General features: G+C 73.2%; 11 protein-coding genes. 5 read left to right on the forward strand and 6 right to left on the reverse strand.

The features are described from left to right. Nucleotide 1: 1 nt before the first annotated feature. From QCD66_RS04355 to QCD66_RS04370, 4 genes are read right to left on the reverse strand one after another with little or no spacing between them, the layout of a single operon-like run. The gene (locus tag QCD66_RS04355) at nt 2-874 is read right to left on the reverse strand and encodes a sulfotransferase domain-containing protein (RefSeq protein ID WP_375737166.1); all 873 of its coding nucleotides are present in this window, start codon (nt 872-874) and stop codon (nt 2-4) included. Beyond that, entirely contained in the window at nt 874-2,115 is a 1,242-nt protein-coding gene (locus QCD66_RS04360) for a hypothetical protein (RefSeq protein WP_364215765.1), read from the reverse strand. The genes QCD66_RS04355 and QCD66_RS04360 overlap by 1 nt, the downstream gene beginning before the upstream one ends. Then, entirely contained in the window at nt 2,072-3,649 is a 1,578-nt protein-coding gene (locus tag QCD66_RS04365; RefSeq protein ID WP_407567008.1) for a hypothetical protein, read from the reverse strand. The genes QCD66_RS04360 and QCD66_RS04365 overlap by 44 nt, the downstream gene beginning before the upstream one ends. Further along, the gene (locus QCD66_RS04370) at nt 3,558-5,525 is read right to left on the reverse strand and encodes a Wzz/FepE/Etk N-terminal domain-containing protein (protein ID WP_407567009.1); all 1,968 of its coding nucleotides are present in this window, start codon (nt 5,523-5,525) and stop codon (nt 3,558-3,560) included. The genes QCD66_RS04365 and QCD66_RS04370 overlap by 92 nt, the downstream gene beginning before the upstream one ends. 340 nt (nt 5,526-5,865) lie before the next feature. Between QCD66_RS04370 and QCD66_RS04375 the strand changes: the two genes are divergently transcribed. Next, a complete protein-coding gene (locus QCD66_RS04375; protein WP_375734263.1) occupies nt 5,866-7,692 on the forward strand; it encodes a DNRLRE domain-containing protein in 1,827 nt (608 codons plus the stop codon). A 56-nt stretch (nt 7,693-7,748) separates the two neighbouring features. On the opposite strand, the gene QCD66_RS04380 is transcribed toward QCD66_RS04375, so the two are convergent. Continuing rightward, on the reverse strand, nt 7,749-8,117 hold the full coding sequence (locus QCD66_RS04380) for a PepSY domain-containing protein (RefSeq protein WP_375734262.1): 369 nt from the start codon (nt 8,115-8,117) through the stop codon (nt 7,749-7,751). Nucleotides 8,118-8,188: 71 nt separating this feature from the next. Continuing rightward, nucleotides 8,189-9,736: an adenylyl-sulfate kinase gene (gene cysC, locus QCD66_RS04385; protein ID WP_375734261.1), complete on the reverse strand. Its 1,548-nt coding sequence runs from the start codon at nt 9,734-9,736 to the stop codon at nt 8,189-8,191. Nucleotides 9,737-10,004: 268 nt separating this feature from the next. Here cysC and QCD66_RS04390 point away from each other — a divergent pair, with 268 nt between their 5' ends. The 4 genes from QCD66_RS04390 to QCD66_RS04405 are packed head-to-tail and all read left to right on the forward strand — an operon-like array spanning nt 10,005 to nt 13,475. Then, entirely contained in the window at nt 10,005-10,925 is a 921-nt protein-coding gene (locus QCD66_RS04390) for an ABC transporter ATP-binding protein (RefSeq protein WP_364215783.1), read from the forward strand. After that, nucleotides 10,912-11,811, forward strand: a complete 900-nt coding sequence (locus QCD66_RS04395; RefSeq protein ID WP_375734260.1) for an ABC transporter permease — start codon at nt 10,912-10,914, stop codon at nt 11,809-11,811. Before QCD66_RS04390 ends, QCD66_RS04395 begins: the two co-directional genes overlap by 14 nt. Then, the gene (locus QCD66_RS04400) at nt 11,808-12,719 is read left to right on the forward strand and encodes an ABC transporter ATP-binding protein (RefSeq protein ID WP_364215789.1); all 912 of its coding nucleotides are present in this window, start codon (nt 11,808-11,810) and stop codon (nt 12,717-12,719) included. Before QCD66_RS04395 ends, QCD66_RS04400 begins: the two co-directional genes overlap by 4 nt. Before the next feature lie 45 nt (nt 12,720-12,764). Continuing rightward, nucleotides 12,765-13,475, forward strand: coding sequence for an ABC transporter permease (locus QCD66_RS04405; protein ID WP_375734257.1), 711 nt, complete (start codon nt 12,765-12,767; stop codon nt 13,473-13,475). Nucleotides 13,476-13,558 lie beyond the last annotated feature (83 nt).

Here is a 13,558-nt window from a genome sequence, read left to right on the forward strand (position 1 = left end):
TTCACCGGTGCCACGACGGCGGGCGGCCGAGCCACGAGGTGAGCTGTTCGTCGTACGGGGCGTAGTGGGCGGTCAGGTCACGCCGTACCCGGTCCTCCATCGCGGTGCCGCGCGGCCGGGCGTTGTGCCGCTCGAACGCGGGGTAGCCGAGGTTGGGCAGGCCGAGGAAGTCCAGCACCTCGTCGTAGACGTCTTCCGGGGTGGCGAAGAACCGTTCGCTCTCCACCACGTGGATCCGGTCCCGGCCGACCCGGGCGGCCAGTTCGGCGAGGTGGGTCGCGTACTCGCCGCGGGCCCGGTAGGCGTGGTGCTGGTGGGCGAAGCTGTGGTACGTCGGATCGCCGACGAGTCGCCGCTGCTCGCCGCGCAGCCGGGCCGGCTCCAGCGCCAGTGCCCGGCTGAACGAGGTCTCCGACTCGAAGCCACGGGCCAGCTCGTGGGCGTGGTGCGAGTAGGCCCGCTCGACCGGATCGCGGACCAGCACGACCAGCTTCACGCCGGGCAGGTCGCGGGCGATCCGGGCCGGCGCGTGCGGGTGGTACATGTAGTACGGGCTGGACTCGAAGGTCTGCACCGGCACCCCGTGCCGCTCGGCCAGCCGGTCGGCGGTGCGGCGCAGCGGGAAGTGCGCCCGATACCAGGACAGGCCCCGGTGGTAGGACGTGTCGAAGTAGTGCACGCCCTTGTGCAGCACGGCCTTGAGGACCGCCGGATGGGCGGCCATCGCCCGGTAGAGCGAGGTCGTGCCGCACCGTTGCCCGCCGCAGATCAGGAACGACGGCAGCATCCGGGCCGGCGCGGTGAGCCGGCCGTACGAGCGGGAGCCGAGGTGCGCGACCCGTTTGACCGGCTCGGGCACCCGGGAGGACCGGATCACTGGTAGCCCTCCACCCGGCGGACCAGGACCGGCAGCAGCCAGGTGCCGAGGACCCCGAGCCGGGCGCCGGCCTCGGCCTGCCGGTCCGCGAGATAGCGGGCGGCGAGGTCGATCAGGTAGAGCAGCGCGGTCAGTTCGGCGGTGCCGGGCGGGGTGTCGAAGGGGCGGAGCAGCAGCGGGGCCTGCCGTACGGTGGCCTCGACCGCGGCCGCCGCGTCGCCGCTGGCCATGATGCGCTGTTGCAGGTCGTGGTGCAGGGCGTCGAACCCCAGCGGTACGCCGGTCGCGAACCGCTCCCAGTCCCAGACCAGCAGCCGGTCGCCGAGCGACGCCATGTTCCACGGCGCCCAGTCGCCGTGCCACGCGCCGTACCGCAGGTCGGTGTCGCCGGCACGGGCGGCGAGCGACCGGGCGGCCCCGGCGAGCGCGGCGCCCTCTGGCCGGTCGGCGACGGCGGTGAGCCGGTCGCGCATCTCGGCCCAGTACGGGCTGGTGGCCAGCCAGCCCCGGGAGATGCCGCAGCAGCCGGCGATCTCGCGCATCGCGTCGGTGAGCCGGTAGGGCTGCAACGGCTGGCGTGGCTCCCAGACCGGCAGCGCCGACTGCACCAGCACCTGGTGGCCGTGCCACTGGCCGGCGTGCCGCACCGCGGGCACCATCAGGTGCCGCAGATCCACATGGGACAGCGCGGTCAGGGCGGCGGTCTCGGCGCGGACCAGGCGCCGGGTCAGCGGGCCGACGCCGAGCTTGGCGAAGCCGGCGGTCTCGCCGGCCGGCGAGATGAGTTGCAGCACCGGTTTCCGGTTGGCCCGGGCAGGTCCGATGTGGACGCTGATGGCGAGGTCGGTGTCGAGTTGCCGGCGCAGGTAGCCGTCGATGCCGCTCCCGGCCGGGCCGGTGACCCGGATCCGGTCCCGGAGCACCACCTTCGACGCCCCGCTGCGCAGCGCCAGCACGACGGCGTCGCGCTTGAGCCGGGCCGACCGGGACTGCGGTTCGGCGTAGTGGCGTACGGCGGCGGCGGCGACCCGCCGCGACCGGGTCGGAACCAGCAGCCGCGGCCGGCGGGCGTCGGGCACCACGAGATAGCCGGCGACCGGGCCGGCGCCGTCCCGCGGCCCGCCGTCGACGGCGCACGGCGGCGGGTAGAGCACGCCGAGCACTTCCTCCAGGTATCGCGCGCGCAACGCCGCGTCACCGTCGGTCAGGTGTGCCGGTGCGGTGGTGACCGGACTCATCTGCCTGCCTCCCCTCGTTGCGCCACAGCAGCGCGTAGGCCAAGAACATGAACGCCAGGGGGGTGACCAGCGCGTTGTACCAGAGCATGGCGGCGAACGAGCCGAGGATCGCGCAACTCCCGGCGATCCCGACCGGACTACGGTCCCGCCGGAATCGCCACACTCCGTAACCGAGAAAGCCGAGGTACGCGAACGTGCCGGTCAGCCCGTGCGCGATGAGCAACTGCCAGAGCTGGCCGTTGCCGCCGATCGTGAAGTTGCCGCACCGTTCGCAGTCGGCGCTCTCGCCGACGGTGATCGAGTGGCGGCCGCCGATCGTGGTCCGGGTCGAGCCGTAGCCGATCACCGGTGACTCGGCGACGCCGGCGACCGCCCGCCCGATGAGGTAGGACCGCACACCGTTGGACTTGCCGTTGTCGAGCCGGGCGGTGACCACGTTGCCGAGCGGGGTGACGACCAGCGCCGCCGCCAGCGCCACGGCCGCCGCCGCGAGCGCGCCGATCACCCAGACCCGGCCGGCGAGGGCCAGCCGCAGTGCGACGTACCCGGCGGCCAGGCCGAGCCCGATCCACAGGCCCCGGTTCAGCGAGATCACCACCGGTACGACCGAGACGGCGAGGCAGGCCAGCGCGAGCAGCCGGGTACGCCGCCGGGTCACCTGCCCCCAGACCGCGACCACGAACCAGACCACGAGCAGGCAGAAGTTGTTGCCCCAGGTGTTGGTGTAGCCCCACGGGGCGGCGGGGCGGGGGCGCTGGTCGCCGATGATGTCGTGGATCTGTGCCGCGTACGGGTGCACCAGCGACTGCACGAATCCCCGGCCGCGGATCTCCGGCGGGAGCAGCATCTCGACCGGGGAGGTGAACTCGAACGTGCCGGCGAACACCCCGAGCAGCCCGCCGGCGACGGTGACCACGAACAGCCAGCCGAGCAGCCGGACCAGCCGCCGGACCGGCAGCTCGCGTTCGGTGAGGTTGCCGGCGTGGATCAGCAGCACGGTCATCGCCAGGTACTCGACGAGGCGGAAGAGCACGCCGACCATCCGGCCGGACGCTGGCCCGGGTACCGCGCCGGTCGGCTCGGAGCCGAGGGCGGCCATGCTCACGACCAGGACGGCGAGGAAGACGGCCCACAGCCAGAAGCCGGGCGGCAGCCGTACCGGGCGGCCACCGAGGTGCGCGCGCAGCAGCGCGTACGCCATCGGCACCGCCAGGATCGGGAAGATCAGTACACCGAGCCCGAGCGCCCACCACAGTGGATAGAGCAGGAGCAGCCCGGTCACCGGCCAGGCGGGCAGGACCGGCGGCGGGCCGGCCGCCCGGTGCTTGCCGCCGGCCGCCGGCCCGACGGCGTGCCCGGCGATGGGCGGGTGGCCCGGAGCGTCGCCCGGCGGCGCCTCCCGGTCGGGGGCCGACCCGGGCCGGCGGCCGGTGCGACGACCGTCACCGGCCGGGCCCGTCGCGGCCGTCGTCGCCGGTACGCGCCGACGGCAGCCCGCCGTCGCCGGTGGTCGGCCAGCCGTCGGCCGTGGCACGGTCCATCTCGGCCAGCGTGAGCCGGTCGAGGCGGTGCAGTACGGCGGTCTCGACGCCACCGTCGCCCTCACCGGCGTCGGTGCCCGGCCCGGTGGCCGTCCGGGTACGGATCAGCGCGGTGCCGGCGGTGAGGTCGAGCCGCGCGACCCGGGCCTCGTCGGCCGTCCTGCCGCTCCGACCGGCGCCGTCGCGGGTCGTGCCGGCGCGCGAGACGGCGTCGCGCGAAACGGTGTCGCGGGCGGCGGCACCGGGTGCGGCGGCGATCCGGGGTGCCGCGTCGCGGGTGCCGTCGTGCGGCACACCGCCGCGGGTGGCCGCCTCGCGCGCGGTGCCGGTTCGCTTCCCGGTACGGCCGCGCGGGGCCGCCCTGGCCTCGCCGTCCCGCTGCGGGGTGAGGCGCGGCAGGACGACCGCGCCGAGCAGCGGGGTGCCGATCCGGCGCAGCTGGTCGGCCGCGTCGGTGACCTCGTCCCGGCGGGTCCGGCGCAACTCCACCGCGATGAGCGCGGCGTCGGCGAAGGAGGCGAGGCTCTGCGCGTCGGCGCTGGTCGCCGTCGACGGGGCCTCGATGACGACGTACGCGGTGCCGCCGCTGAGCCGGTCGAGCACCTCGCCGAGGTAGGGCGAGCGCAGCAGGCCGCCGGCCGTCGCGGTGCCGCCGGTGGTCAGCACCCGCAGCCAGGGGTTGCGGGGGGCGCGCTGGGCGGCGGTGTCGAGGTCGACCTTGCCGGCGAGCACCTCGGACAGGCCGGGCGTGGATGCCACCCCGAAGAGCTGGGCGAGCGGTGTCGTTTCGGCGATGCTCTCCGCCGGGTTCGCGCCGACGAGCACGACCTCGGAGCCGGTGTGCGCCAGGGTGGCGGCGAGATTGGCGGCGACCAGGGTCGACGCGGTGCCCCGGCTGGCGCCGGTGACCACCACGATCCGGTCGTCGGGCCCGAGGCTGGCCAGCACCTCGTTGCGCAGCCGGTAGAACGTGTGCCCGCCGGGCCCGTACGGCTGGTGCAGGTCGTCGACGCGCGACGCGGTCCGGTCGCTCAGCTCGGCGAGGACCGGTACGCCGGTCCGGCGCCCGACGTCGGAACCGGCGCGGATCCGGCGGTCGAGGCGTTCCCGGGCGGCGGCCACGCCCAGCCCGAGCAGCAGGCCGAGCGTGGCGCCGCTGGCGAGGTTGAGCAGGGTGTCGGGCCGGCTCGGCCGGGTCGGCAGCCGGGCGTCGCTGATGATCCGTCCGGCGCTGACGGTGGCGGTGGTCAGTTCGTTGAGCTTGCCGGTCAGCGAGTTGAGCTGGGCCTGGGTGGTGGCGCGCTGGCTCTCCAGATTGGCCCGTTGCGGGCTGCCCGCGGACAGCCCGGCGAGCCGGCCGATGACCTGGACCAGCGCCGCGTCCAGCTCCTTGATCTTGCTGTTCAGGGCGGCGATCTGGGTGTCCAGGTCGGCGCGGGCGCTGGCCTCCCGGTTGCGCAGGTAGGCCTCCGCGAAGGCGTGCGAGCCGGCGCGGGCCGCCTCGGGCTCGCCGGCCGCGAAGGTGATGACCAGGACCGAGGTGTTGGCCGGCACCTTGACCGAGACGTCGTGCGCGAGGTCGTCGGCGGCGGTGTCGACGCGCAGGAGTTCGGCGGCGCCGGTCGCCACCGCGGTGGAGCGGACCAGTTGGGCCTCGGTGTCGAGGTTGATGTCGCCCCTGGTCCGGCCGCCGACCACGTTGGTGTCCTGGCCGGCGGGCTGGACCAGCACCGACGTCGACGATTCGTAGACCCTGGCCTGGGTGCTGGTCACAACGGCCGCGCCGGCCAGCCCGGTGACCAGCAGCGCGAGCACGACCCACCACTGGCGGCGGAGCAGGCCGAGGTGGTCGGACAGGTCTGGAGACACCGGACGAGACGCGTCCATCAGATTCGGGGGCCCTTTCCACAGATGGCGGCGCCGCCCGACCGGCTTGTCGGACGACGACATGTTCTGGGGGGTTTGTCACTTCGGCGGCGTATCTCCCCCTGAGGGGTAAACGGGCGGTCGGGCAGTACGTAACTCTTGACGCGGAGACCGGCCCAGGATGCCCGGAAGATAACGATTGAGGGGTAAACGAGGCTTTAGCTGATTTACGCGGCTCTAGAGGTTAAATGTGTTTTAGGCAACATGTGTCAGGAAAGTGGGAGGCAACGGACGGGCGAGCCGCCGAGGAGGACTTGCCCCAGGCACGGAAGGACCTCCGGCCATGGTCAGAAGGGACACCCTCGCCGCGACCGGCACCACGGTCGCCGCCATCGCCCTGGCGGTCCTGCTCGGACATCTCGGCGGACAGGTCGGGGCCGCCCCCGACCAGCGGATCCCGGTCAGCGACGACACCTACACCGCGACCGACGTACCCACGACCGTCTCCGGCGCCCGCTCCGAACTGGTGGCCGGCGGCACCGGCGGGGCGGCCCGGATCACATACCTCAAGTTCACCGTCGGCCCGCTGCGCGGTGGCCGCGAACCGGCCCGCGCCGAGATCCGCCTGACCAGCCGGGGCACCGAACTGCCCGGCCACATCGAGCTGACCCGGGTCCCGGCCAACACCTGGCGGGAATCGTCGGTCACCGACCGGTCCGCACCCCGGCTCGGCTCCGTGGTGGCCACCGCGGCACCGCGCCCGGCCGACCCCGGCGTCACCTTCGACGTCACCGACGAGGTACGTGGACCAGGTACGTACTCGTTCGCGGTGACCGTGCCGGGTGGCGACACGATGGCCCGGTTCGCCGCGAAGGAAGGCGTACGGCCGGCCGAGGCCCTGTCGCAGCCGACCCTTTGGCTGTCCTGGCTCGGCGCCCGTGGCGGCCGGGCACCGGGCGTGCCGACCGCCGGGGCACCGGGGGCACCGACCGCCGGAGCACCCGGCGTGCCGGCCGCCGCCGCACCCGGCGTACCGGGTGCCCCGACCGCGACGACCACCCCGACCGCGACACCGTCCGGCACCCCGACCCCGTCGCCGTCCGGCACCCCGGACCCGTCACCGACCGGCACCCCGACCGCCAGCCCGACGCCCACCGGACCGGGCAGTCCGACGGCCACCCCCGGGCCCACCGCTCCCACCACCGGCCCGCCCGGTGACCCCGACTGCGCGGTCGGCGCGAAACTCGTACCCACCTGCGGTGTGCTGTGGGGGGTCGCACCGGGCGCGCACACCCGCACCCCGCGTACGACGGCCCTGCGCGAGTTCGAGCTGAAGACCGGCCGGCCGCAGGCGATCTACCACGCCTACCACCGGGGCACCGAGATCTTCCCGACCGCCGAGGAGATCGCCATCGCCCGCGACCCCCGCAACCCGCGCCTGCTCTTCCTGAACTGGAAACCGCAGGGTGCCTCCTGGGCGCGGATCGCGGCGGGCGATCCGGAGGTCGACGCCCACCTGGACCGGCTGGCCGCGCACCTGCGGACCAACTTTCCGGAACAGTTCTTCTTCACCGTCCACCATGAGCCGGAGGACGACGTACGCCCGGAGCCCGGCTCCGGCTACACCGCCGACGACTACGCCGCCATGTTCCGGTACGTGGTCACCCGGCTGCGCGACGCCGGCGCCACCGGCATCGTCTCCACCCTGGTGCACATGGCGTACGTGCCGTGGAACGTCCAGCCGTGGTTTCCCGACCTCTACCCCGGCGACGACGTCGTCGACTGGATCGCCTGGGACGCCTACGCCTACAGCGATCCCGGCTACGGGTACGGCGACTTCGCCGAGATGATGAACCGGCGGTCGGACCGGCACCCGTCGTGGCCCGGGTTCTACAACTGGGCGGCGGCCCGCTATCCCGACAAGCCGCTGATGCTCAGCGAGTGGGGTGTCTGGCACTCCGACCGCAACCCGAACCACAAGGCCGACTTCTACCGCTCGGTCGGCGACCAGATGCGGCTCTTCCCACGGGTGAAGGCGATGGTCTACTTCGACACGCCCCGCAACCAGCAGGGCTACGACTCGCGGGTGGACAGCAGCCCGTTCGCGCTGATCGCCTACCGCGCCCTCGGCCGGCAGGCACAGTTCCAGGTCGACGTACGCCCCCGCTAGCACCACCGGACGCCGAAGGCCGGCTGCCGACAGGGCGGCCGGCCTTCGTGCCGGAATCAGTCGTCGTCGCGGTCGTCGTCCTGCTCGAACTTGACGATCTCGCCGGTCTCCCGGTCGACGTCGACCTCGTATTCGACCTGGCCCTTGTAGATCTCGACCTCCCAGACCGGGCGGCCGTGCTCCCGGTCCCGGTCGACCTCCTCGACGGTGCCGCCGCCGACCCGGGCGAGCGCGATCTCCTTCGCGCGCTCCGCCGAGACCGGATCGGTCGCCGGGCCGGTGCCGGCGTCGCCGGTCCGCGCGGCCGTCACGGCCGGCCGGCGGTCCTGGCCGGTGTCCGCCGCCACGGCGGCGATCGCCGTACCGGTGATCGCCAGGGCGGCGACGCCGCCGACGGCCAGGGCGACGATCGTTTTGCGGGTCATGGTGGGCCTCCTTCGGTTGCCTGTGGACCAAAGGTTCGCCCGGGACGGGATAGCGCCGCGCTGTGCCGGAGCTAAGGCCCGGTTAAGGCCTCCGTCGGGGGGAGATGGGGCTCCACCCAGCCGGTCTCGATCAGGTAGTGCAGGACCGCCTCGACACCCGCCTCGATGCTCGAGTTGCTGGTGTCCACGACAAGTTCGGCGTCGGTCGGCACCTCGTACGGGTCGTCGATGCCGGTCATCCCGGTCAGTTGGCCGGCGCGGGCCCGCGCGTAGAGGCCCTTGCGGTCGCGCCGCTCGCACACCTCCAGCGGGGTGGCGACGTGTACCAGCACGAAGCCCGCCCCGGCGGCGTGCGCCATCGCCCGCGCGGTCGCCCGGGCCCGTTCGTACGGGGCGATCGGGCAGCAGATCGCCAGCCCGTGGTGGCGGGCCACCTCCGCCGCGACCCAACCGATCCGGCGTACGTTGAGATCCCGGTCGGCCTTGCTGAATCCGAGCCCGGCGGACAGTTCCCGGCGTACGACGTCACCGTCGAGCAGGGTGACCGTCCGTTCGCCGCTCTCCCGCAGCGCGTCGGCGACCCCCCGGGCGATCGTCGACTTGCCCGACCCGGACAGACCGGTGAAGAACAGCACCAGTCCACGGAAGCGGCGCGGCGGCCGGGCCCGGGCGAGTTCCTTGGCGACCGCCGGCGGCGTGTGCCATTCCGGCAGCGGGAACCCGCGGTCGAGGAGGTCCTCGATCTCGGCCGGGCTCAGCGCCAGCCGCCGGTTGCGCGGCGGGATGTCGTCGCGCCAGCGCCACTGGCCGTCGCGGCTGTCGTAGGCGAGTTCGCGGGGCACCAGCACCCGCAACCCGCCGCCGGAAAGCGTGTCACCGGTCGACAGCAGATGGGTCACGCCGTACGCGGCGGCGACCCGGGCCCGCAGCAACGCGTCGCGGATCTCGTCGCCGCGCCGGGCCATCGGAACCACGACCAGGGTGGCCGGCGGCATCCGGTCGCGGGCCGCGAAGACGCTGCGGACCAGCACCTCGGGCGCGAGCCCGTCGATCCCGTGCTCGGTCAACGGGATCAGGATCAGCACATGGGCGGCGAGGGTACGGGCCGCGTGCGCGATCTGGGCCAGTTGCGGCCGGTGCAGCGGCCGGTCGGCGAGCACCCCCAGCACCCGGCCGGGCGGCAGCAGCCCGCGGATCTCGGCCGGTGCCCGGCGCAGCCGCTGGAACGGGCCGTTGGCGCCGTCGCCGAGCCGCCGGACCGTGCCCCCGACGCCGGCCCAGCCGTCGCGGGTCGACCAGAGGTCGGTGACGTCGACCGCCGCCAGCGGGGCACCCTCCGGATCGGTCAGCACCAGCACCCGGTGCAACGGGTTGTCCAGGTCGAAGTTGGTGACCAGTTGGACCGGCACCTCCAGCGTCACCGGCACCGGCCACGGCGTGCCGTCGGCGAGCCGGGCCCGGTGGTGCAGCGCGGACAGGTCGACCCTGCCGAGGAACCCGGTCAGCGGGGCGTACGCGCCGGAGAGCAGCAGCTCCAGGTCGGCCAGTTCGTGCGGGCGCGGCGTGTAAGCCGGCGCGTCCCGCAGCACCCCATCGGGCAGCACCCACCCGTTGCTCATCGCACCCCCAACTGCTGACCGGCACACAGTTTCGCAGCCCCGGCGGGCATCGGTCGAGAGTGCCACGGCGCGGTTGCCGCGGCACCGCCTCCGTCCCAGCCGTTACCGTCCCGGAACCTGCCCCATCATCGCGCACCGATGGCGGGCGCCGCGCTGCTGCCCCGGGTCCGCCCCTAGGGTCGCCGGACGGGAGCGTCAGGGCAAGCTCAGGGAAAAGGGTCGACTTCGGTCGGTCCCACGACGGCCCGCCGATCCCTACGCTGGGCGCGTGACACTTATCGCGACCCAGTCGCTCACCAAGACGTACGGCGGGCGGGTGACCGCCCTGTCCGACCTGACGGTGACGGTCGAGCCGGGCATCGTCGGCCTGGTCGGCGCCAACGGCGCGGGCAAGTCGACCTTCATCAAGATCATGCTCGGTCTGCTCGAACCGAGCAGCGGCCAGCTCCGGGTCCTCGATCTCGACCCCACGACGCAGGCCGAGCAGGTCCGGGCCCGGGTCGGCTACATGCCCGAACACGAGAGCCTGCCGCCCGACCTGTCGGCGGCCGAATTCGTCACCCACCTCGGTCGGATCAGCGGGTTGCCGCGCACCATCGCCCGGGAGCGGGCTTCGGAGGCGCTGCGCCACGTCGGCCTCTACGAGGAGCGCTACCGGCAGATCGGTGGCTACTCCACCGGCATGAAGCAGCGGGTCAAGCTCGCCCAGGCGCTCGTGCACGACCCCGACCTGCTGCTGCTCGACGAGCCCACCAACGGGCTCGACCCGGCCGGCCGCGACGCGATGCTCAACCTCATCCAGCGCATCGGCACCGAGTTCGGCATCTCCGTACTCGTCTGCTCACACCTGCTCGGCGAGGTCGAGCGGATCTGCGACTCGCTGATCGCGATCGACGGCGGCCGGCTGCTGCGCGCCGACAACATCTCGGCCATGACCGGCGCCACCGACGTGCTCACCATCGAGGTCAGCGAGGGCGTCGACGAGCTCGCCGCCCGCCTCACCGCGGACCGGCTGCCGGTGCGCCGCGAGGGCCGGCTGCTGCTCGTACCGGTCGAGAACGACCGGACGTACGACCTCATCATGACCGCGGTGGCCGAACTCGAGCTGCCGCTGCACCGTCTCGACCAGCGGCGGCACCGGGTGGCCGAGCTGTTCGCCCAGAGGGAGACCACCAGTGCCCACGCCTGAGACCCACGCCCCGGCGGGCGTCATCCACGACATCGGCTACCAGCGCTACACCGGGCCGCGGCTCGGCCGGCGGTACGTGGTCGGCTCGCTCTACGTACACGCGCTGCGTACGGCGTTCGGCCTCGGCCGCAGCGCCAAGGCGAAGATCTTCCCCTGGCTGATCGTCGGCATCGTCACCCTCGTCGCGGTCATCGCGACCGGCGTACGGACCCAACTCGGCGAGGTCCTGTTCACCTATGCCCAGTTCGCCGACGGGCTGAGCTGGCTGATCATCTTCTTCGTCGCCATCGTCGCGCCCGAGCTGGTCTCCCGCGACCTGCGCAGCGGCGTCCTGCCGCTCTACTTCTCCCGGCCGTTGCGCCGCGGCGACTACGCCCTGGCGAAGCTGGTCGCCCTCGTCACCGCGGTCTGGCTGCTGCTCGGCGGACCGCAGCTGCTGATGTTCCTCGGGGCCGCGTTCACCATCGAGGGCGGCGCCGGCGCGGTCTGGGACGAGTTCCTCGACCTGGTGCCCGGACTGCTCTACGCCGGCATGTGGGCGGTTCTCTTCGGCGTCGTCGGGTTGCTCGTCGCCTCCCTGACCGGCAAGCGGGCGTTCGCCGCCGGCGGCATCGTCGCCGTCTTCCTGATGACCACCCCGGTCGCCGGCGTGCTGTCGGTCATGCCGTCGCAGGCCGTCAACGAACTGGCCGGGATCGCCGCCCCGTCCACCCTCGTGCAGGGCATCGGCATCTGGCTGTTCCGCGACCAGCTGATCACCTTCGACGGCGGGGCCGGGGGCATGCCCGGTGACTTCGGACCCGTGTACGCCCTGTTCGCCGTCGCCCTCGTCGCCGCCTGCGTCCTGCTGCTGCTCGCCCGATACCGGAAGGTCGCCGCCTCATGAGCAACGTCGAGTTGGCGGGCGTCTCCCGCTGGTACGGCAACGTCGTCGCGGTCAACGACGTCACGATGACCCTCGGCCCGGGCGTCACCGGGCTGCTCGGCCCCAACGGCGCCGGCAAGACCACCCTGCTGCACATGATGGCCGGCTTCCTCGCCCCGTCCCGGGGAACCGTCACCGTCGACGGCGCGCCCACCTGGCGCAACCCGTCGGTCTACCGGCGGCTCGGGCTGGTCAGCGAGCGTGAGGCGGCCTACCCGTTCCTCAGCGCGTACGAGTTCGTGCTGGCCAGTGCCCGGCTGCACGGGCTGCCCGATCCGGTCGCCGCCGCCAAGGCGGCGATCGACATGGTCGAGATGGCCGACGCGCAACACCGGCGGATCGGCACGTACTCCAAGGGCATGCGGCAGCGGGCCCGGGTCGCCGCCGCCCTCGTCCACGACCCGCAGGTGCTGCTGCTCGACGAGCCCTTCAACGGCATGGACCCGCGGCAGCGGATGCACATGATGGACCTGCTGCACCGGCTCGGGGACGCCGGCCGGACCATCCTGTTCAGCTCGCACATCCTCGAAGAGGTCGAGCAACTGTCCGGCACGGTGCAGGTCATCGTCGCCGGCCGGCTCGCCGCGTCCGGCGACTTCCGCTCCATCCGGCGGCTGATGACCAACCGGCCGCACGTCTTCGCCGTCCAGTCGACCGACGACCGGCGGCTGGCCACCGCGCTCATCGCCGAGCCGTCGGTCGCCGGCGTCGAACTCGACCGCGCCGGCCTGACCGTCCGCGCCAGCGACTACGGCACCTTCACCCGGGTGCTGCCCCGGGTCGCGCTCACCAGCGGCATCCGGGTCCACCGCCTGCTGCCGTCCGACGAGTCGCTGGAAAGCGTGTTCTCGTACCTGGTGGAGGCGTGACCGTGCCCGGCACCGCGCCCGCCGATCGTCCATAGAGGAGTCTTCTTGTCCACCGTCACCTGGATCACCGCCCGCGGCCTGTTCGGTCGCCGCCGGTTCCTGCTGCTGGTCCCACTACCGCTGCTGGTGGTCGCGCTCGCCGTCGCGTCCCGGATCGTCGGCATCGACCCCGACGCCTGGGGGCAGGCGGTCGTGCTCGGCCTCGGGCTGGCCGTCGTACTGCCCGTCGTCGCGCTCATCGTCGGCACCGGCGTACTCGGCTCCGAGATCGACGACGGAACCGTCGTCCACATCCTGACCACGCCGCTGCCCCGCTGGCAGATCATCCTGCCCAAGCTGTTCGTGGCGACCGCGGTCACCACGGTCACCGCCGCGATCCCGCTCTACATCGCCGGGGTGCTCGCCCACTCGGTACGGTTCGGGCTGGCCCTGGTCGCGGTCAGCGCGATCGGTGCGCTGGCTTACTCGGCGTTCTTCCTGGCGCTGAGCCTGCTCACCCGGCGGCCGGTGCTGCTCGGCCTGGTCTACGTGCTGATCTGGGAGGGGCTGCTCGGCAACTTCGTCAGCGGCACCCGGGTGCTGTCCATCCAGCAGTACGTGGTGGCGCTGGCCGACAAGATCGCCCCGACCGAGATCCTGACCGCCACGGTCGGCATCCCGCTGGCCGTGGTGATGAGCGTCCTGATCACCGTGGCCGGGACGGTGCTGGCCGTCGACCGGCTGCGCTCCTTCAGCGTCGCCGGCGAAACGAGCTGACCCCTCAAGATCCCCGTGATCAGGGACCAAGTCCCGCGTGTCGTCGGCGTGCCGCGCGACGTACTCCCTGATCACGCGGATCT

The organism is Polymorphospora sp. A560 (genome assembly GCF_045781765.1).
Taxonomy (GTDB): Bacteria; Actinomycetota; Actinomycetes; order Mycobacteriales; family Micromonosporaceae; genus Polymorphospora; species Polymorphospora lycopeni.